Annotated in this window: 18 protein-coding genes; 7 read left to right on the top strand and 11 right to left on the bottom strand. The window is 43.8% G+C overall.

The annotated features are described in order from the left end of the window. Positions 1 to 139: 139 nt before the first annotated feature. Positions 140 to 988: an energy-coupling factor ABC transporter ATP-binding protein gene (locus tag QZ938_RS19515; protein WP_293347586.1), complete on the top strand. Its 849-nt coding sequence runs from the start codon at positions 140 to 142 to the stop codon at positions 986 to 988. Positions 989 to 1,342: 354 nt separating this feature from the next. On the opposite strand, the gene larC is transcribed toward QZ938_RS19515, so the two are convergent. Continuing rightward, positions 1,343 to 2,797, bottom strand: a complete 1,455-nt coding sequence (gene larC, locus QZ938_RS19510; protein ID WP_293152667.1) for a nickel pincer cofactor biosynthesis protein LarC — start codon at positions 2,795 to 2,797, stop codon at positions 1,343 to 1,345. 75 nt (positions 2,798 to 2,872) lie between these two features. On the opposite strand from larC, the gene QZ938_RS19505 reads away from it, so the two are divergent. After that, entirely contained in the window at positions 2,873 to 3,538 is a 666-nt protein-coding gene (locus tag QZ938_RS19505; RefSeq protein WP_293347583.1) for an L-threonylcarbamoyladenylate synthase, read from the top strand. 384 nt (positions 3,539 to 3,922) lie between these two features. Here the strand turns inward: QZ938_RS19505 and QZ938_RS19500 are convergent, their stop codons facing one another. Beyond that, the gene (locus tag QZ938_RS19500) at positions 3,923 to 4,207 is read right to left on the bottom strand and encodes a DUF427 domain-containing protein (protein WP_293152661.1); all 285 of its coding nucleotides are present in this window, start codon (positions 4,205 to 4,207) and stop codon (positions 3,923 to 3,925) included. Positions 4,208 to 4,304: 97 nt separating this feature from the next. Here QZ938_RS19500 and recQ point away from each other — a divergent pair, with 97 nt between their 5' ends. The 3 genes from recQ to QZ938_RS19485 all read left to right on the top strand — a co-directional run bounded on the left by recQ (position 4,305) and on the right by QZ938_RS19485 (position 8,510). After that, complete coding sequence (recQ, locus tag QZ938_RS19495; RefSeq protein WP_293347580.1) at positions 4,305 to 6,497, top strand: DNA helicase RecQ; 2,193 nt, start codon at positions 4,305 to 4,307, stop codon at positions 6,495 to 6,497. Between the two features lie 157 nt (positions 6,498 to 6,654). Beyond that, positions 6,655 to 7,824, top strand: a complete 1,170-nt coding sequence (locus QZ938_RS19490) for an AAA family ATPase (RefSeq protein WP_293152655.1) — start codon at positions 6,655 to 6,657, stop codon at positions 7,822 to 7,824. Then, positions 7,824 to 8,510, top strand: coding sequence for a hypothetical protein (locus QZ938_RS19485; protein WP_293152652.1), 687 nt, complete (start codon positions 7,824 to 7,826; stop codon positions 8,508 to 8,510). Before QZ938_RS19490 ends, QZ938_RS19485 begins: the two co-directional genes overlap by 1 nt. A gap of 199 nt (positions 8,511 to 8,709) precedes the next feature. Here QZ938_RS19485 and QZ938_RS19480 read toward each other — a convergent pair whose 3' ends face one another. After that, complete coding sequence (locus QZ938_RS19480) at positions 8,710 to 9,450, bottom strand: peptidylprolyl isomerase (protein ID WP_293152649.1); 741 nt, start codon at positions 9,448 to 9,450, stop codon at positions 8,710 to 8,712. A gap of 79 nt (positions 9,451 to 9,529) precedes the next feature. Further along, complete coding sequence (locus QZ938_RS19475; protein WP_293347577.1) at positions 9,530 to 11,110, bottom strand: calcium-binding protein; 1,581 nt, start codon at positions 11,108 to 11,110, stop codon at positions 9,530 to 9,532. Positions 11,111 to 11,852: 742 nt separating this feature from the next. On the opposite strand from QZ938_RS19475, the gene QZ938_RS19470 reads away from it, so the two are divergent. Continuing rightward, complete coding sequence (locus tag QZ938_RS19470; protein ID WP_293152643.1) at positions 11,853 to 11,999, top strand: hypothetical protein; 147 nt, start codon at positions 11,853 to 11,855, stop codon at positions 11,997 to 11,999. 34 nt (positions 12,000 to 12,033) lie between these two features. Here the strand turns inward: QZ938_RS19470 and QZ938_RS19465 are convergent, their stop codons facing one another. From QZ938_RS19465 to QZ938_RS19440, 6 genes are all read right to left on the bottom strand, one after another. Then, a complete protein-coding gene (locus QZ938_RS19465; protein ID WP_293152641.1) occupies positions 12,034 to 12,357 on the bottom strand; it encodes a hypothetical protein in 324 nt (107 codons plus the stop codon). 27 nt (positions 12,358 to 12,384) lie between these two features. Next, a complete protein-coding gene (locus QZ938_RS19460; protein ID WP_293347574.1) occupies positions 12,385 to 14,154 on the bottom strand; it encodes a GNAT family N-acetyltransferase in 1,770 nt (589 codons plus the stop codon). Between the two features lie 293 nt (positions 14,155 to 14,447). Next, positions 14,448 to 14,768 (bottom strand): TonB-dependent receptor, encoded by a 321-nt coding sequence (locus QZ938_RS19455; protein WP_293152632.1) that lies wholly within the window; start codon positions 14,766 to 14,768, stop codon positions 14,448 to 14,450. A gap of 216 nt (positions 14,769 to 14,984) precedes the next feature. Then, positions 14,985 to 15,242 carry a hypothetical protein gene (locus tag QZ938_RS19450; RefSeq protein ID WP_293152629.1) on the bottom strand — a complete coding sequence of 86 codons (258 nt, stop codon included), beginning with the start codon at positions 15,240 to 15,242 and terminating at the stop codon, positions 14,985 to 14,987. 244 nt (positions 15,243 to 15,486) lie between these two features. Next, complete coding sequence (locus QZ938_RS19445; RefSeq protein WP_293347571.1) at positions 15,487 to 15,744, bottom strand: hypothetical protein; 258 nt, start codon at positions 15,742 to 15,744, stop codon at positions 15,487 to 15,489. A 241-nt stretch (positions 15,745 to 15,985) separates the two neighbouring features. Then, positions 15,986 to 16,243 (bottom strand): hypothetical protein, encoded by a 258-nt coding sequence (locus tag QZ938_RS19440; protein WP_293152623.1) that lies wholly within the window; start codon positions 16,241 to 16,243, stop codon positions 15,986 to 15,988. 265 nt (positions 16,244 to 16,508) lie between these two features. Between QZ938_RS19440 and QZ938_RS19435 the strand changes: the two genes are divergently transcribed. Continuing rightward, complete coding sequence (locus tag QZ938_RS19435) at positions 16,509 to 16,652, top strand: hypothetical protein (protein WP_293347568.1); 144 nt, start codon at positions 16,509 to 16,511, stop codon at positions 16,650 to 16,652. On the opposite strand, the gene QZ938_RS19430 is transcribed toward QZ938_RS19435, so the two are convergent. Further along, positions 16,649 to 17,104: a HetP family heterocyst commitment protein gene (locus tag QZ938_RS19430; protein ID WP_293152617.1), complete on the bottom strand. Its 456-nt coding sequence runs from the start codon at positions 17,102 to 17,104 to the stop codon at positions 16,649 to 16,651. The two genes, QZ938_RS19435 and QZ938_RS19430, sit on opposite strands and share 4 nt — an antisense overlap. Positions 17,105 to 17,218 lie beyond the last annotated feature (114 nt).

Here is a 17,218-nt window from a genome sequence, read left to right as displayed (position 1 = left end):
AGTGAGGACTTCAGTCCTTCTTTCCGAGGACTAAAGTCCTCACTACAAACCTATTTTACAGGTTCGTAGTGAGGACTTCAGTCCTTCTTTCCGAGGACTAAAGTCCTCACTACAAACCTATTTTACAAATTATCAATATATGTCTCAATCAATTCTCGAATTCGATCGCACTTTTTACTCATATCCGTGCACTTCGCGAGTAGCAATTGACGATTTAAGCCTCAAAATCCCCGCCGGGAAGCGCTGCGGGCTCATCGGTCAAAACGGTTGCGGCAAAACCACCTTATTTTTGCTAGCAAATGGCTTGTACCAACCGCAACAGGGCATCATTAGCTGGGAAGGCGAACGGTTTAGTTACGATCGCCAATCTCTCATGAAACTGCGCCAACAAATCGGACTCGTCTTTCAAAATCCCGAACATCAGCTAGTTGCTTCCACAGTCGAAGAAGACATCTCCTACGGATTGTACAATCTAGGATTGCCAGAATCCGAAATTGCTCAACAGGTAGAAAAGGCGATCGAGGAATTCAACTTAAGCGAACTCGCCCGCGAACCAATCCACAACCTTAGTTTAGGACAAAAAAAGCGCGTTTCCATCGCCGATATCATGGTACTCAAACCCAAACTGCTGCTGCTAGACGAACCTACCGCCTATCTCGATCCGCGCCACACCAAACAACTGATCGGTTTGCTGCAACAAATTCACGCAGCCGGAACCACCATACTTTTAGCAAGTCACGACCTCGATTTCATCTACCGCTGGGCGGATTGGGTGTTTGTGATGGATGGCGGAAAACTGATTCTAGAAGGGACACCGGAAACGGTTTTTGCCCAGCGGGATGTCTTGGAACAATTGCAACTTGGCGTACCGCTGGCGATCGAGCTAATCGACCAAATAAAGGATCTCATTGAAAAAAATCCTAACTCAAAAATGCCCGCTTTCGAGGAATTGCAACAACAAATTTTACAAACCCGCAGACTGCTGTAAAAAGCTTTCAACAGTTGACAGTTGACAGTTGACAGTTGACAGTTTAAGAGCGACCTCTACCTATAAGTCCGAGGATTGAAACAGTGAATAATTTTGTTTTATTTCCCCCTCGAAGGAGGAGACTTTAAACCCATTCTTCTTGATAAAAAACTTTTATGTAAGGTACGCATTTCGCACCTACTCAAATCAACTGTCAAGGGTGGATCTAGTTTTTGAAGCCTGAAGAAGCATCACCGCATATAAGTTATTAGTTATAATCCCATATTCACGGAGGTGATGCTATAGCCCCTACGGATATATTTGTCAAAACCAGATGCACCCACTGTCAACTGTCAACTGTCAACTGTCAACTGTTTAACGATCGTACCAAAGTTGCAGCGCCAACCGATGAACTTCGCGCCAACTAACATTTTTAAGTCGGGCAATTTCCGCACAATCTTCGTATTCCGGCTGCACGTTAACAATCGTTTCTCCTGACTTAGCAACTTTTATTTGCACTTCGCCGTACTCTGTTTGAACCTTCTGAATTTCTCGATCCAAAATAGTTCTCTGTTGAGTCGATCGCCTAATTCCCAGAGTAGTAGTCTCTCGAAACATCACAGCTTCGCAAGCATCCTGAAATTCGGGATGACAAATCACACTTAACAAAACCCCCAAGCGCGACTTTTTCATCACAATTGGTGTAGTAAAAACATCCAGAGCTCCCGCGAGAAACAAAGCATCAAAAACATAGCCGATCGCCTGCGGGTTTAAATCATCAATTTGCGTTTCCAAAACACAGACTGTTTCTTGGGAATTGGGCATCGGGAATTGGGCATTGGGAATTGGGCATTGGGCATTGGGCATCGGGAATTGGGAATTGGGCATCGGGAATTGGGAATGACTACCCGTCTTTCCTCCACTCTCCCCCTCTCCCAATCTCCCCCTCTCCCCTTCTGATTTCTCCCCAATCCAGAGGCGCAAAATATTAGGAATTGCCAGATTTCGCGAACCTGCACCCAAACCAATTAACTCAACTTGCATCGGCGGCGGCGGGCCAAAAGCAGAGGCGAGAGTACAGGCGATCGCAGTACCCGTAGGAGTGCACAATTCGCGATCGATTCCATTACTATAAACCGGTACTCGGTGCGTTTCCCACAACCGCATCACAGCAGGCGTCGGCACAGCTAACCTACCGTGGGCCGCCTTCACCGTACCCCCACCAGTCGGCATCGGCGAAAAGTAAAACTCCTGAATATCCAACCAATCCAAACCCAAACAAGTACCGACAATATCAATAATTGCATCCGCAGCCCCCACCTCGTGAAAGTGAACCTCACTGGGGGGAATACCGTGCACGGCAGCCTCTGCATCTGCTAATTTGCCAAATACAGCCAAACTCCACGCTTGCACGCGCTGAGGCAATTTTGCAGCGACGATAATCTGCTCAATTTCTGGTAAGTGGCGGTGATGAGTGTGGCTAATTTCCGCATCAGCTTCGCCGTGACTGTGAGAATGTTCTTCCCCGTGATGGTGGTGGTGGCGCGCATCGAAAGTCGGCGATTCAGTTTCCGAGGGATCGAGGGCGGAGTCAGCAGCCAGATTGTTTGATTTTAAAGGCAAATCGGCAGCTAAATCCACATAAAATTTAGTTGCTTGTTGAGTATTGCGGTGAACTAATTCGGCGCGCAATTGGTATTCAGTCGAAATGCCTAGTAAATGGAGTTTTTCGATTAGGTACTCTAGGGGAACCCCCGCGTGTACAAGAGCTCCGAGGCACATATCGCCAGCAATGCCGGTTGGGCAGTCAAAATAAGCTATTTTATTCATTATTAGCAATTAATTTTCAACATTGATTGTTTTAGCACATTTGTCGATCGCCCACTTAGCCTGGAATATATTAACATGGCAATTATTTACGGACTGCATCCAGTTGCACCCCAGAAAGACCGGATCGAGAAGATTACAAAAGCTCTCAAAGATGGGGCAGTGATGCTTTATCCCACAGATACAGTTTACGCGATCGGCTGCGATCTCAACTCCAAATCTGCCGTAGAACGAGTCAGGCGGATCAAGCAACTATCCAATGATAAGCCTTTAACATTTTTGTGTTCCTCATTGTCAAATATCACCGAGTATGCTGCCGTCACCGATGAAGCATACAGAATCATCAAACGGTTAATCCCCGGGCCCTATACATTTCTGCTACCAGCTACCAAGTTAGTGCCCAAATTGGTAATGAACCCAAAACGCAAAACCACAGGAATTCGCGTTCCCAACCACCCGCTTTGTTTTACACTTCTAGAATCTTTGGGAAATCCGATTATTTCCACATCTGCTCACATTACCACTGATGATGAAGGTGCTGCACCAGTACCTGCTGCAAAAACAGAAAGCTTTGGCAAAGCCGAACTATTTGACTGTTTTTTAAAGTTAGTAGATATCATTGTCGATGATGATTCCGATCCAGGATATCAAGTTTCTACCATTCTCGATTTAACAGAAAGCGAACCAATTGTGGTTCGTCGCGGCTTGGGATGGGAAGCCGCAGCCGCTTGGGAATCAGATTAAAAGTTGAGGGACACAACATTGTTCATCAGTGTCAACAATTGCCGAAAACCTTTGTATTTCAGGTTGGCATCCAAGTCTAGATCCCCCTAAATCCCCCTTAAAAAGGGGGACTTTGAGAAGAATCTTGTCCCCTCCCTTTAGTGTCAACAATTGCCTAAAACCTTTGTATTTCAGGTTGGCATCCAAGTCTAGATCTCCCTAAAGCTCCCTTGAAAAGACCCACTTGGAAAATAATCTTGTCCCCCCCTTATTAAGGGGGGTTAGGGGGGATCTGGCCTCGGCGGCAAACAGAAGTCGATGAGTACATTCGGAATTCAAGTTGACACTAATAAACAATGTTATGTTCTCTATCTTCAGCAACTTGTTCAAATCGTACCAACAACCTTAAGCCTCCACCTTAACTCCTTTCCAAAAAGCAACATATCCTGCAATATTTTTAGCAGCATCTTTCGGAGTAGGATAGTACCAAGCAGCATCCTTATTAACTTGTCCGGCGACTTCAACACTGTAGTAACTAGCAACACCTTTCCAACCGCAAGTAGTGTGAGTGCTGCTATCTTTGAAATACTCGCGGTTGATGGCATCCGCCGGGAAATAATAGTTATTATCTACCATTTCGCACTTATCGCTCTCGGCCAAAACGGCACCATTCCAAATTGCTTTCGGCATCGGTTTATCTGCTTAAATTGAGATTCTCAAATATTGTAACTGTATTTGTGCTCAAAAGACCTAGAATAAGGTAGAAGTCAACAACCAATTACTGCAAATGTCAGGGTCGAATCCGCCAACATCTCTCGCGCCCTCATCCCTCGAACAATCCCTCAAACATTTCTTTGGCTATGACTCTTTCCGCCCCGGGCAGCGGGAAATTGTCGAAGCTGCTTTACAACAACGCGATATGATGATTGTCATGCCGACTGGCGGTGGCAAATCTTTGTGTTTTCAATTACCGGCTTTGTTGAAACCGGGATTGACGGTGGTGGTTTCGCCGCTGATTGCCCTGATGCAAGACCAGGTGGAAGCTTTGCAGGATAATGGGATTGGGGCGACTTTTCTCAACAGCACTTTGAGCGCGATCGAAACCCGATCGCGCGAAACAGCAATTCTCGAAGGTAAAATTAGACTGCTGTACGTTGCGCCCGAACGCTTGCTGGGCGAGAGATTTTTACCGTTTTTAGATATAGTAGCTTCTAAGTTAGGAATTTCGGCATTTGCGATCGACGAAGCCCACTGCGTTTCGGAATGGGGGCACGACTTTCGACCAGAATACAGGCAAATGGAGCGAGTGCGCGATCGCTATCCCGACATCCCCATTATGGGACTAACCGCCACCGCCACCGAGCGCGTCCGCCAAGACATCATCCAGCAGCTAAACCTGCGAAATCCCTACATCCACGTCGCCAGCTTCAACCGCCCCAACCTATACTACGAAGTCCGCCAAAAAACCAAGCACAGTTTTGCCGAAGTCTTGCAAATCATCCAAAAAAAAGGCGGATCGGGAATCATCTACTGCCTCAGCCGTAAAAAAGTTGACGAAGTTGCCTACAAATTGCAGCAAAACGGCATCCAAGCCTTACCATACCATGCCGGAATGAGCGATGTAGATCGATCGACCAATCAAACCCGGTTCATCCGCGACGACGTACAAGTAATGGTAGCAACAGTCGCCTTCGGAATGGGAATCAACAAACCCGACGTGCGGTTTGTAATTCACCACGACTTACCCAAAAACCTAGAAGGATACTATCAAGAATCAGGCCGCGCCGGCAGAGACAACGAACCATCCCACTGCACCTTATTTTTCGGATTCGGCGATGTCAAAACCATCGAATATATCATCGAACAAAAACCCGACGAACAAGAACAAAGAATAGCCCGCCAACAGTTAAGGCGAGTAATCAACTATGCAGAATCCACCAATTGCCGCCGCACAGTCCAACTAAGTTATTTCGGCGATTCATTTCCCGGCGATTGCGGCAACTGCGACAACTGTTGCAACAAAAAACCCGTAGAAGACTGGACGCTTGAAGCCATGAAATTTCTTTCCTGCATCGCCAGGTGTCAAGAGAAATTCGGGATGAATCACATTATAGACGTGCTGCGAGGTTCAAAAAGTCAAAAAATATTGCAATACCAGCACAACCAACTTTCCACCTACGGCATCGGCAAAGATAGAAGTCCAGACGATTGGAAAAGATTGAGCCGTTCGCTGATCAACCAAGGTTTTTTAGATGAAAAAACAGACGGCTTTCCCATTTTAAAACTCAACGAGAAAAGTTGGGAAATCATGAAACGCCAGCGCACAGTCGAAATCGCCATCGAAGCCCAGCGGGAAGTACAGGGAAGAACTCGCTCTCTAGCTGTAGAAGTCGAAGGTTTATTTTCGATATTACGAAGTCTCCGCAAACAAATTGCCGACGAACAATTTGTACCGCCCTACGTAGTTTTTGCTGATAGAAGCTTGCGAGACATGGCAGAAAAACGCCCGCAAAATCTCACCGAATTTGAGGAAGTTTACGGCGTCGGTAGCAACAAGCGAGATAAGTACGGCAAAGTTTTCTTAGAGGCAATTCACGCTTTTTGCCAAGAACAAGGATTGCCAACAGGTGCAGCATCTGCTGCCGCCAATCTTCCCACTCTTGCTAATGCTCCCTCTTATTCGCAGATGCAAACCTGGGAATTGTACCGCCAAGGTTTAACGGTTCAAGCCATAGCCAATGCGCGGGGCATGAGTCCCACTACTATTGCGGGACATCTGGTAGAATTGATGGATATGGGCAAGGAAGTTGATATAAATTTGTTGGTAGAATCGGAAAGCCAACAGGCAATTGTCCAAGCAATTGAAGTTATTGGAGATGAAAGATTGAGAGCGATTTATGAATATTTGCAAGAACGTTATACGTTTGAGGAAATTAAGTTTGTGCGTGCTTGGTGGCGGCAAAATTATGTCAGTTTTTAACCGCAGATGTATAGCAGCGATCACAAAGATAAGGTACGTTGTTGGGCTTCAGCCCTTCTTGGTTTAAGTGGTTATATAAGCCGTCAGTTATACCTCATCGATAAAGGCTATATGTTGATTAACGCTGATGGACGCAGATAATTAATGGGAGGGCAAAATGAGAATTAAGAAATTAGCTTTTTGGGATAATTTACGAGAGTGGCGTTTTGAACCGATCGACTTTTCCAATTTGGCTTTATTAGTTGGTGTCTCCGGTGTCGGCAAAACACAAATTTTGAAAGGGATTTTTAATTTACAAAAGATAGCAAATGGTTTTTCGCTAAACGGTTTAGCGTGGGATATTACATTTTCCACAATCAATGATGTAGAATATCGCTGGAAAGGCGAATTTGAAACAAGAAAAAATCCGGTACTAATGCCTGACGAAGATGAATCCAATAATTTTAGGATTGTTCAAGAAAAAATATTCAAGAATGGAGATATAATTATAGAAAGAAATTCGACAGAAATAAAATTCAAAGGAAACACCACTCCAAAATTATCACCTTTTCAAAGTGCTGTTCAAATTTTTAATCCAGAAGAAGATATTTCACCAGTTCAACAAGGGTTAAATAAAATCATCTACAGCGATAACTTTAATTTTAAAAGCTCTTTCAATGTATTTTTGGGTCTACCTCAAAGTTTAATTTCAATTAATACCGTCTTAGGTATACCTCAAAGCTTAATGTCAATGTTTTCAACAAGTGATTCTTCATTAGATAGTGTTAAATCAAGTAATTTGCCAATTTTTATTAAAATGGCTTTAATCGCTCGCTATTACCCAGAAGTTTTAAATAAAATTAAGCGAAAATTTGTTGATGTATTTCCTCAAATTGAAGATGTTAGAATAGAAGCTGTAGAGAATGATAAAAATTCATCATCTCCAAGCTTTCCAATTCAAATCAAAGAAAAGGGTGTTAACGATTGGATTTTTCAAAATAACATTTCTTCAGGAATGCTGAAGACTCTCATTCATATTGCCGAACTATACTTGTCGCCAGAAGGCACTGTAATCTTAATCGATGAATTTGAAAATAGCTTGGGAATTAACTGTATCGATGTGGTGACAGATTTGATTGTGGAAAACCGAAATATACAATTCATTCTTACCAGCCACCATCCTTACATAATCAATAATATTGGGATGGAACACTGGAAAATAGTCACTCGCAAAGGTGGGGTTGTAACTGCGATAGATGCTAAAGATTTGAACTTGGGAAAATCAAGGCATCAAGCTTTTATGCAACTGATTAATCTAGAAGAATACAGCGAGGGAATCAAAGTTTAATGAATCTGTATTTTTTAGTCGAAGGAACACAATCGGAGAGAAAAGTTTATCCTGCTTGGCTGGCTCATCTTTTACCGGAATTGCAGCGAGTTGACAATTGCGATGATGTGAACGAAAAAAATTATTACTTGATTAGCGGGGAAGGATATCCTTCCTTATATAATTTTATCCCGCCTGCGATCGCAGAAATCAACTCAAACGGAAAATATAGCTATTTTGTAGTGTGTCTGGATGCCGAGGAAAATACTGTTCCTGAACTCGCAACTGAAATTGATGAGTTTTTAAGTCAGCAAAAATTGAAATTAAACAATGCAGAACTTGTGCTGATATTTCAGAATCGATGCTTGGAAAGTTGGCTGCTAGGCAATCGGAAGATTTATTCTAAAAATCCTCAAGACAAACCTTTATTAGATTATACTAGATATTATGATGTTTCAGTTAACTGTCCTGAAAATATGGGCAGCTATCAAGAGTTTAATACTCACGCTCAGTTTCACGGAGCTTATTTGAGAGCCTTATTTGAAGCTAAAAATATTACGTATTCTAAGAAACGACCCGGAGATGTACTCCAGCCATTTTATTTGGAACAGCTATTGACAAGAATTCAAGTGCAGCCAGAACAATTGACTACTTTTCGCCAGTTTATCAATTTTTGCAATATAGTTAAATCCAAATTGCAGCATTAAATGGCAATTACAGAAATTACGCAGAACAGCTATAGCCTTTCTCAAAAAGATGAGGTATAATTTGCAGGTTGTATAACCGCTTAGACTAAAGAGGGCTAAAGCCCAACAACGTACCTCATCTTTTTGAGAATCGGTATATATATAAGTCCATGTACTAAGCGAGAAACGATATTAGACTTATCTGTGCGGAGTTCGCACTCTACACTTTACAATTGTACAATAAATAGTTAACCTCATTAGCCAGCCATTCGTTAAACAGATTGTGTAATATTTCTTGATAGCGTTCAGGGGTTAATTCCGCTGGGATAAACTTTTCAACCATGAACAAGTGATATCCTCGCTCTGTTTCAATTGGACGGATCACTTCTCCGGGTTTAGCGCTGAATACGGCGACGGCTATGTCTGGTTTTAAAGCCCACCGATAAACCTGGCCTTCGCAACCACATAAATGCCGGCGAGTTTCGTCAATGTCGTAAAGATGGGCAGCATCAAAAAAGCTGATTTCTCCTTCTTGAATTTCATAAAATATTTCTTGGGCAAGTTGTATGTTGGCAACAATTATTTGATAAAGAATTATTTGATCGAATTGCAATTTGCTTTGCACGAAAATCTTTTCTACGTCTTTGGCAAATAAGTGTTCTGCTAATTTTTGCCAGAGAATTCGATCGCAAATTCCGGCCTCTAAGTCTTCTACCGAAATCATCTGCTCCGCCAGCCAAGCAATCGTATCGGAGGCTTTCTCCAGACGCTTCTCGCGCCGCAGCTTGTCGCCCGCAACTTGGATTTCTTCGGGAGTCACAGTTAACCCCCGTTCCTCGGCTGCTTTGTCAATAACTTTTTTCTGCAAAACTTGTTGACAAAATTGCTTTAATTGCCGTTCTTTTCTGAGTAGTTTGATAATTTCACTTGATTCAATCAATGGCTGGTAAAAGTCTTTCATCTTTCTCTCTCAAGCTATAGAAGTTGATTGAACTCATGCCCCCGAGGCTTCCTGCGGGGGAGTTCGCGTTAACGGCTAGCTACAAGGTTTGATTTGGCAAACTGATGAAATCAGCATTGGTTAAAGTTGTTGCACCTGCTGGGTTTATTGTTCCCAAAACAACGGCTAAAATTCGATCGCCATTATTGGAACTAAACTTGACCAGAGTTGCGTCTGCGGTACCGTTACCGTCAGTATCAAACGCCACCAGTGCAATATCTGTGGCAGAAAGTCCGCCTGTGAGCCCGATTTTATCACCTTCAGCGGCATTGAAATCAAGCAGTATATCGGCTAAAAATAGATTAGCCACTGAACTCGCTGTTTCAGGTCTAAATGCAAAGGTATCAGCGCCGGTACCTCCAATCAATGTATCGATGCCGAAGTCGCCACACAGAAAATCGTCGCCGTTGCCGCCAATCAGCAAATCTTGACCTCTTCCTCCCCGCAAAGTGTCGTTTCCATCGCCTCCTTCGATCGTATCGCTACCTCTGTTACCTTTGACAAAATCGTCGCCACCTCCTGCGATAATTCGATCGAACCCGCTACCACAAGTAATCACATCAATGTCGCTGGTTCCCTGCCAATATCCGTCACCGTTGCTGTCGTAGGTAACAGTTAATTCCGCTACTACCTCAGGATTGTTTTCTGGGGCTGGAGTTGTATCAGCATTGCTGTTGTTGGTACTGTTATCGGGAAGTGCGATCGACAAATTGCTGGTACTGTTATCTGTTGGCTCAGCAATTATCGTACTGTCACCGCCAGCACCCGTACTGTCTGGAGGCAAATTAGAAGGACTTGAATTGCTAGAAGTTCCGTCAGTCACCGAATCAAGCGGCGCACCATCATTATTATTTGACGGTGTTGGAGTTGGCGCTGGTGCTAGTGTTGGAGCTTTCGCAGGTGTTAGCCGTATTGGTGTTGGTATTGGCGCTGGTGTTGGTGTTGGTGTTGGCGCTGTGATATTAATTGCCGGTGCAGAGTCTGTAGCAGCCGCCGCTGGAGTTGGCGCTGGAGTTGGCGCTGGAGTTGGCGCTGGAGTCGGCGCTGGAGTCGGCGCTGGAGTCGGCGCTAGAGTTGGCGCTGGTGTTGGCGCTGGAGCCGAAGCAGTGGCGATCGCAGCCGGCGGAGTTTCTAAACCACTGCTAGCTGAGGCGATCGCACTACTAGAAGTGCCACCGGGACTCCATGCTGTCTGAGTGCTGGTGCTGCTCCCAGTCGGAGAAGTCGCTGTCGCGCTGCTGGTGCTGCTCGCACCGCTGCTGTTTCCTAACGGCGTAGGTGTTGGTGTTGGCGCAGGTGTTGGCGCAGGCGCAGGTGTTGGTGTTGGTGTTGGCGTAGGTGTTGGCGCAGGTGTTGGTGTTGGTGTTGGGGCAGGCGCAGGTGTTGCTGCTGGGGCCGAAGCAGTGGCGCTAGTAGTTGGGGGCGCGACAGTAGAAGCACTCGCTGTCGCGCTACCACTGCTTGATGTAGCCCCGGGAGCATAAGCAGTCTCGCTACTTGTACTGTTTCCCATCGGGGAAGTGGCTGTCGCAGTGCTGGTACTGCCCGCACCGCTGTTATTTACAAAGGAACTAGACTTGCTGGAAGCGCTGGTGCTGCCGGTACCAGAGTTATTCGCCACCTGCGAATTCAAGGTGTTTAAACTATTGTTGTTTCCAACAATATTTTTTAATGGATCAGATGAATCTAAGGAAGGCATCGCGATTTATCTCCTTTTAGCTATAAAGACGAAAAGCACTTGCGCGAACACCGATACTGCCAATTTCCAATGAAAATGTATGATTTTGAAGAGTGCGAAGCAATTGCTTTTGACTTCTGACTAAAGACTGAAATGTTTTTAATAAATGAATCTCGATCTATCCCGAAAGTTGGAGGGGAAACAACAGTTGACAGTTGACAGTTGACAGTTGACAGTTGACAGTTGACAGTTGACAGTTGACAGTTGAGTGTTTAAACAATACCGATGCAACCGGAAACGATATTATTAGGACATCGGGGTTTAAAACCCCGTCCTTATAGGACGGCTTTTCCCGAAAAGTGCTCTGTCAGGAATTCTCATGTATTTGGTAGACATCTTCCCGGACAAATATGTGGCAGAATAAAGGCATCAGACAAGATGTAAAAACCTACCCCCGGACTGGGGGAAAGTCTACGCTCAAAACACTTTTAAGGAGATATGACTACGCACTTAAGCGTGCTCTTTTGTGCAAATGTAGTCAGCCTGGGAACCCTATAAATAGGGATATTAAGACTGAAAAGTCTTAAGAATCCTCGCACCTTTAGGTCGAGGAGTGTCAATGACCTAAATATATCTGGACTAATTAGACCTGTGTTGCCAATTTGGCAGAATTGTCTGAGTTGCTTTGGGATGTGGGTGCAGGCTGTGGCTCGATCGCACTCCCATGGATGCGGACGGCGGTGCAGACTGTGGATCGATCGCACTCCCATGGATGCGGACGCGGGTGCAGGGCGATCGCGATGCGATCGCCCTGCACCCAACTCGATACTAAAAAAGGCTGAAGTCCTGACTACCAGATTTGCAAGTTAGTGTGGCAAGTCCATCGCCTTTACACTAACAGTCTCAAAAGCATAGTTTGCTCCTGTTCCAGAATGAAATTTTACTTTCACTTTATCAAAGCCTGCGTAGTAAACATCAACACCAGCTAGAGGATTAGTACCGCTCGCTATAGCTGTTCCTGTACCCCTTGCTTTCGTAACTTTACCGTGGTTGCCAAAAATAACGTCTGTAGCCGTCAAAGTGTTTCCACTATCCACTGATGCAAAAGCATCCAACGCCAATAAAGCACCACCTAAAATTAAGTCATTTTCTGAAACATTTTCGAGATAGGACAAATCAGATAGCCACATAATTCTCCTTATTTTCAAACTAAACTACTAAGCAGGTATGGGAGTTTTTTGTTCCGAAGTAATTACTGTTTTATCTTGACCTTGTTCTTGCAGCACCAGAGCCAAATTATAGTGAGCCTCTGCGAAATCTGGTTTCATAGAGATAGACTGCCGGTAGTAGGCGATCGCAGTTTTCAAATCACCCACTTGTTTGCATTTGGAGCCGAAATCATTGTTCAGTGCCGCGTAATGAGCTTGTTTCTCTGGGGAAAGCTTTCCTTGAGCATGAAGTGCATTGGCTAAGCTCACCTCAGCTTCAACGCAATTAGGCTGTAGTTCAAGCGCTTTTTGATAGCAGGCGATCGCATCTTCCCATTTGCCTTGCTGCTGTAGAGCATAGCCAAGGTTATTGTATGCAGCGATCGCATCAGGCTGCAAAACTAGGAGTTGATGATACGCTTCTATCGCCTCGGGCAACCTATCCTGAATTTGATATAAATTCCCCAAACTAAATAAAGCCTTGATAGAATTGGGTTGAATTTTCAGTAAATCTTTGAAGAGATTTTCGGCAGTTTGATACTCGCCTTTTTGCCTCATCAACACCCCCAGTCCGTAAAGTGCCTCTGGGTGATTTGACTGAGCTTTCAGAATCTGACAGTATCCCTGTTCAGCTTTGGTGAGTCGGTTCGAGCGATGATCCCGAATAGCTAGCTGAAGCGCTAAAGGAATAATATTTTCAACATCCTGTTGTCTGTTATGCTTGTACTGGGCTACGATATGTTGAATCTGGCGATCTTTAGCTCCAAAAGAATACTTGTATTCCTCATTCCCCATTAAGAAGTCGTACACTTTAAAGCCATTTTGAATCGCGTATCGGATCGCATCAGCATGGAGGATCAGTCCAGGTGGAGGATTTTTAAAGGTTTGATCGCGACCTGTAATCGCAAATAGCATGGATTTTTGCGGAAAATCCATAAAATTGGCGATCGCCCCTAAAGGTCTATCTCCCTTCCACAGAACCGAAAGATACAGACAGTTATGTTCAAAACAATGATGTAAAATCAGGCGATTGTAAGCCATGACCGACTCAAAGGTATCCCCTTTTTGCTTTTTCCATCTTGCCTCCCATAAGTTGAGTAGTATCTCAATATGAGAATCCAAATTCTCTGAGTTAGCGTAGGTGATAGAAAGCTCGTCAGAACTTTCAACCTGCCTTAAAAAGCGTCTGATTTTTTGGCGGGTATTCGTACCGACATAATTTTGCAGATATTCATCCCAGTCATCTGGTAATGAAACATAAGGGGAAAGATAAAGATCTGGATCTTCTTCCTTCACACTTTTAACGCACAGTTGACTGAGATCGAAACTATCTTCTGAGAAACTACTCAAGAAGAGAGACATCCGCGTATCCGTTTCTAGAATACTTTTTACATTGAAAGTAGACCATGCTAACTGTTGCTGGATGTAAGCAGCAAAAGCAGGAACTGCCTCTTCTTCATAACCAGGCAGGCAAATAAGTCCTGTGTAATCTGCCATACTATTTCCTGCCATGCAAATTTCTGTTTCAAAGCCGCCTCCATCCTGGTGTGTTAATAAAATTTTCAGAGGAAAAAAGGCAACATAGGATGAATCAGATGAATCATCGGTATCTGGTTTTGCAGCTAATATGAACCACGGCTCATGCACCACCTCCAACCATCCAGACAACCAAATCCAGGATAAGAAAAACTGAGCTTGACAATCGGCAGCGTATACATAATCCCAATTTTCTCGGATTTTCTTAAATGTTTCAAAATCATCAATTTTCTCAATCTGCATATCATTTTATCCTTAGCAAAATATTTCGATACTTGTCGGTTAAGACTAGAGCCTCCCCAAGCATCCTGAGAGGATTTATGACCATAAAGAATTGCTTGAAAGCCTCTGGCTTTGAGGGAGAAATTAAAATCAGACTATTCATTACTCCAATCATCTTCCTTCTAGGTAGAGGTCGCTCTCCCATGGTCAACTGTCAACTGTCAACTGTCAACTGTTGAAAAGTATCTTGTACAACATCAAATTCTCAGTATCGATCGCCTTCTGATTGGATGAGACTATTAACGCCAAAAAAATTAACGCCCAAAAAACGAAATAGAAGTGCTGCGAAATGTAGATGAAGCAGTTTGGTCTCCATTTGTTCCATAGGCTGTGCCTGTTGCCTTGGCTCTACTAAACTGAAGACTACCAAAGTCTTGAACCGTTGTGTTGGCTCCAGTATTTGTATAAGTATCATCACCAGTGGCAAATGCACCTACAACAGCGATGGCATATCCAGGCCCTGCTTCTGTTGTGCCGTATGTACTAGCGGAAACTTTGCGACCACCTACTACAATGCTACTTTCGTCAATCGGTTCTAAATAACTTAAGTCTGAGATGATTAATGAATTTTTCATGGGTATCTCACCAGAAGTTTTCAGCAAACTAAATTAATTTCAAATGACTTTAAATAGTCATTTGAAAAAGAGACTAACAAACTCTGTCTAGATCGGTTGATTTCTGGCTGTTTTCAAGAATTGCTATATCGACTTAATCTACTCGGTTATTAAATTTTGTTTTGTTTGGACTGAGTGGATGAAGTCGATATAGCCAGACAATTCAACAACCAAGGATTAGTTAGTAGCAGCGATCGAAACGCTATTAGAAGACCACGGATAGACTGTAGCGAAAGTTTGGGTCAAACTATCTTTGCCGTAAGCATCAGCTTCAGCAGTCGCAAGATTGCCCTCGACATAGGTCTTCGAGAAAACATCTTTCTTGATGGAAAAATACTCAGAGAAATAGATCTTGCTATAATCTTTTCCCAAGTTGAATCCACCAACAACAGAAGATTCAGCAGTTTCCAAGTAGTTCAGGTCAGAAATGATCATGGCTTTTATCCTTTTTGTTTGTGAGTTAATTGCCAGCAGCAACCTGTGCTTGTCCTGTCTGTATTTAATATAGCTGAGTGATTCAGACCTGTGTTGCCATTTTGGCAGATTGATTTTGACTTTCTAACTTGCCAAATCAAATTATTCATGGAATAGAAAGCAATGAAAATAGAGGGCAGTATCAGCTAAGACGCCCTCTATTTTTGCGGTTAATTTCATTCTCGATCCATTCAACTGCCAAGGATTAGTTAGTAGCAGCGATCGAGACGCTATTAGAAGACCACGGATAGACTGTAGCGAAAGTTTGGGTCAAACTATCTTTGCCGTAAGCATCAGCTTCAGCAGTCGCAAGATTGCCCTCGACATAGGTCTTCGACACAACATCTTTCTTGATGGAAAAATACTCAGAGAAATAGATCTTGCTAAAGTCATAGCCTCGGTTGAATCCACCAACAACAGAAGATTCAGCAGTTTCCAAGTAGTTGAGGTCAGAAATAATCATGGCTTTTGTCCTTTTTGTTTGTGAGTTAATCGCTCGCAGCAACCTGTGGTTGTTCTGTATTTAATATAGCTGGGTGATTCAGACCTGTGTTGCCATTTTGGCAGATTAATTTTGACTTTCTAACTCACCAAATAAAGTTGACTGCGGGGATGGATAGCCATGAGAATAGAGGACATCATCAGCTAAGACGCCCTCTATTTTTGCAGTTAATTTCATTATCGAAGCATTCAACTGCCAAGGATTAGTTAGTGGCAGCGATCGAGACGCTATTAGAAGAGTATGGAGTGACAGTAGCGAAGGTTTGGGTCAAAGTATCTGAACCATAAGCATCAGCTTCAGCAGTAGCCAAATTACCTTTTACATAGGTCTTCGACAGAACATCCTTCTTGATGGAAAAATACTCGGAGAAATAGATCTTGCTAAAGTCATAGCCTCGGTTGAATCCACCAACAACAGAAGTTTCAGCAGTTTCCAAGTAGTTCAGGTCAGAAATGATCATGGCTTTTATCCTTTTTGTTTGTGAGTTGATCGCTCGCAGCAACCTGTGGTTGTTCTGTATTTAATATAGCTTGGTGATTCAGACCTGTGTTGCCATTTTGGCAGATTAATTCTGACTTGAACCACCAACAAAAAAAGTAGACAACTCCATCAATCTGAGTAGGGCGGACATGGCTCACTCATGGAAATAATGGGTTATATTTGATTAAAAAAGACTATAAGTCCACAATAGCTGAAATCTGGTTTCTGAGTATAAAGTAATTAATTTGGTTAATGTTGCCATTTTGGCAGATTTATCTGAAGCGCGGATGTTGGCTACTGAAAAACCCGATCGCCCGCCGCTCCTTCCACCAAAAAAACAGGTACACTCAAGGCTAGCGATCGGGCGATCGGGCGATCGACTAAATTAATTGCCCGCCAAATTAAACCAGCGCGCCTTAAATCCTGCAAAAAATCCTTGATTTGGAACATCAACCGCCGGCGCCAAGATATTGGAACCTTCGCCGCCGACTTGGGCGACAAAACCTGCGGTATCTGAGTGCAACTCGCTAACAGCCTCAATTACACAACCACCTCGAACTCCGGCTCGTTTTTCCCTCACGACTTCCACATAATCTAAATCCGCAATTTTGCTAAGCGGCGGCTGAGTTTCCGATTTTCTCATTTGGGTATTTTCCTTGAGCAAGCGGTTAGAAGTGCGGTAGGGGATATAGTCGAGAGGGTTGTAACCCGTGCACCGCAAAAGTAAAAAACAAGCCCAAGAATACTTTCCTGCCAGAATCGCTGAAATTATCTCATCCAATTGTTCGGGTTTAATTCCAATTTGGGAATGATTGGCAGAATGGTTAAATTGCGAATTCATCGTTTTATCCTATTTTGCGTACATTAATTGACTGTGGACTGGAGGGGGGGAGGGAGAGAGGGGGAGAGGGGGGGAGAGGGGGAGAATGGGAGAGGGGGAGAGGGGGAGAGGGGA

This window comes from Microcoleus sp. CAWBG27 (genome assembly GCF_020883145.1).
Classification (GTDB): Bacteria; Cyanobacteriota; Cyanobacteriia; order Cyanobacteriales; family Microcoleaceae; genus Microcoleus.
Note: the sequence above shows the minus strand (reverse complement) of the source record. Positions and strands in the feature narration are given on the sequence as shown.

What these genes read in the sequence shown, in the direction of transcription:
- QZ938_RS19460 (WP_293347574.1), bottom strand. Translation starts at nt 14,154, where the DNA reads ATGCAGATTGAGAAAATTGATGATTTTGAAACATTTAAGAAAATCCGA.
- QZ938_RS19440 (WP_293152623.1), bottom strand. Translation starts at nt 16,243, where the DNA reads ATGATCATTTCTGACCTGAACTACTTGGAAACTGCTGAAACTTCTGTT.
- QZ938_RS19500 (WP_293152661.1), bottom strand. Translation starts at nt 4,207, where the DNA reads ATGCCGAAAGCAATTTGGAATGGTGCCGTTTTGGCCGAGAGCGATAAG.
- QZ938_RS19455 (WP_293152632.1), bottom strand. Translation starts at nt 14,768, where the DNA reads ATGAAAAATTCATTAATCATCTCAGACTTAAGTTATTTAGAACCGATT.
- QZ938_RS19430 (WP_293152617.1), bottom strand. Translation starts at nt 17,104, where the DNA reads ATGAATTCGCAATTTAACCATTCTGCCAATCATTCCCAAATTGGAATT.
- QZ938_RS19480 (WP_293152649.1), bottom strand. Translation starts at nt 9,450, where the DNA reads ATGAAAGACTTTTACCAGCCATTGATTGAATCAAGTGAAATTATCAAA.
- QZ938_RS19485 (WP_293152652.1), top strand. Translation starts at nt 7,824, where the DNA reads ATGAATCTGTATTTTTTAGTCGAAGGAACACAATCGGAGAGAAAAGTT.
- QZ938_RS19505 (WP_293347583.1), top strand. Translation starts at nt 2,873, where the DNA reads ATGGCAATTATTTACGGACTGCATCCAGTTGCACCCCAGAAAGACCGG.
- QZ938_RS19490 (WP_293152655.1), top strand. Translation starts at nt 6,655, where the DNA reads ATGAGAATTAAGAAATTAGCTTTTTGGGATAATTTACGAGAGTGGCGT.
- recQ (WP_293347580.1), top strand. Translation starts at nt 4,305, where the DNA reads ATGTCAGGGTCGAATCCGCCAACATCTCTCGCGCCCTCATCCCTCGAA.
- QZ938_RS19445 (WP_293347571.1), bottom strand. Translation starts at nt 15,744, where the DNA reads ATGATTATTTCTGACCTCAACTACTTGGAAACTGCTGAATCTTCTGTT.
- QZ938_RS19450 (WP_293152629.1), bottom strand. Translation starts at nt 15,242, where the DNA reads ATGATCATTTCTGACCTGAACTACTTGGAAACTGCTGAATCTTCTGTT.
- larC (WP_293152667.1), bottom strand. Translation starts at nt 2,797, where the DNA reads ATGAATAAAATAGCTTATTTTGACTGCCCAACCGGCATTGCTGGCGAT.
- QZ938_RS19515 (WP_293347586.1), top strand. Translation starts at nt 140, where the DNA reads ATGTCTCAATCAATTCTCGAATTCGATCGCACTTTTTACTCATATCCG.
- QZ938_RS19465 (WP_293152641.1), bottom strand. Translation starts at nt 12,357, where the DNA reads ATGTGGCTATCTGATTTGTCCTATCTCGAAAATGTTTCAGAAAATGAC.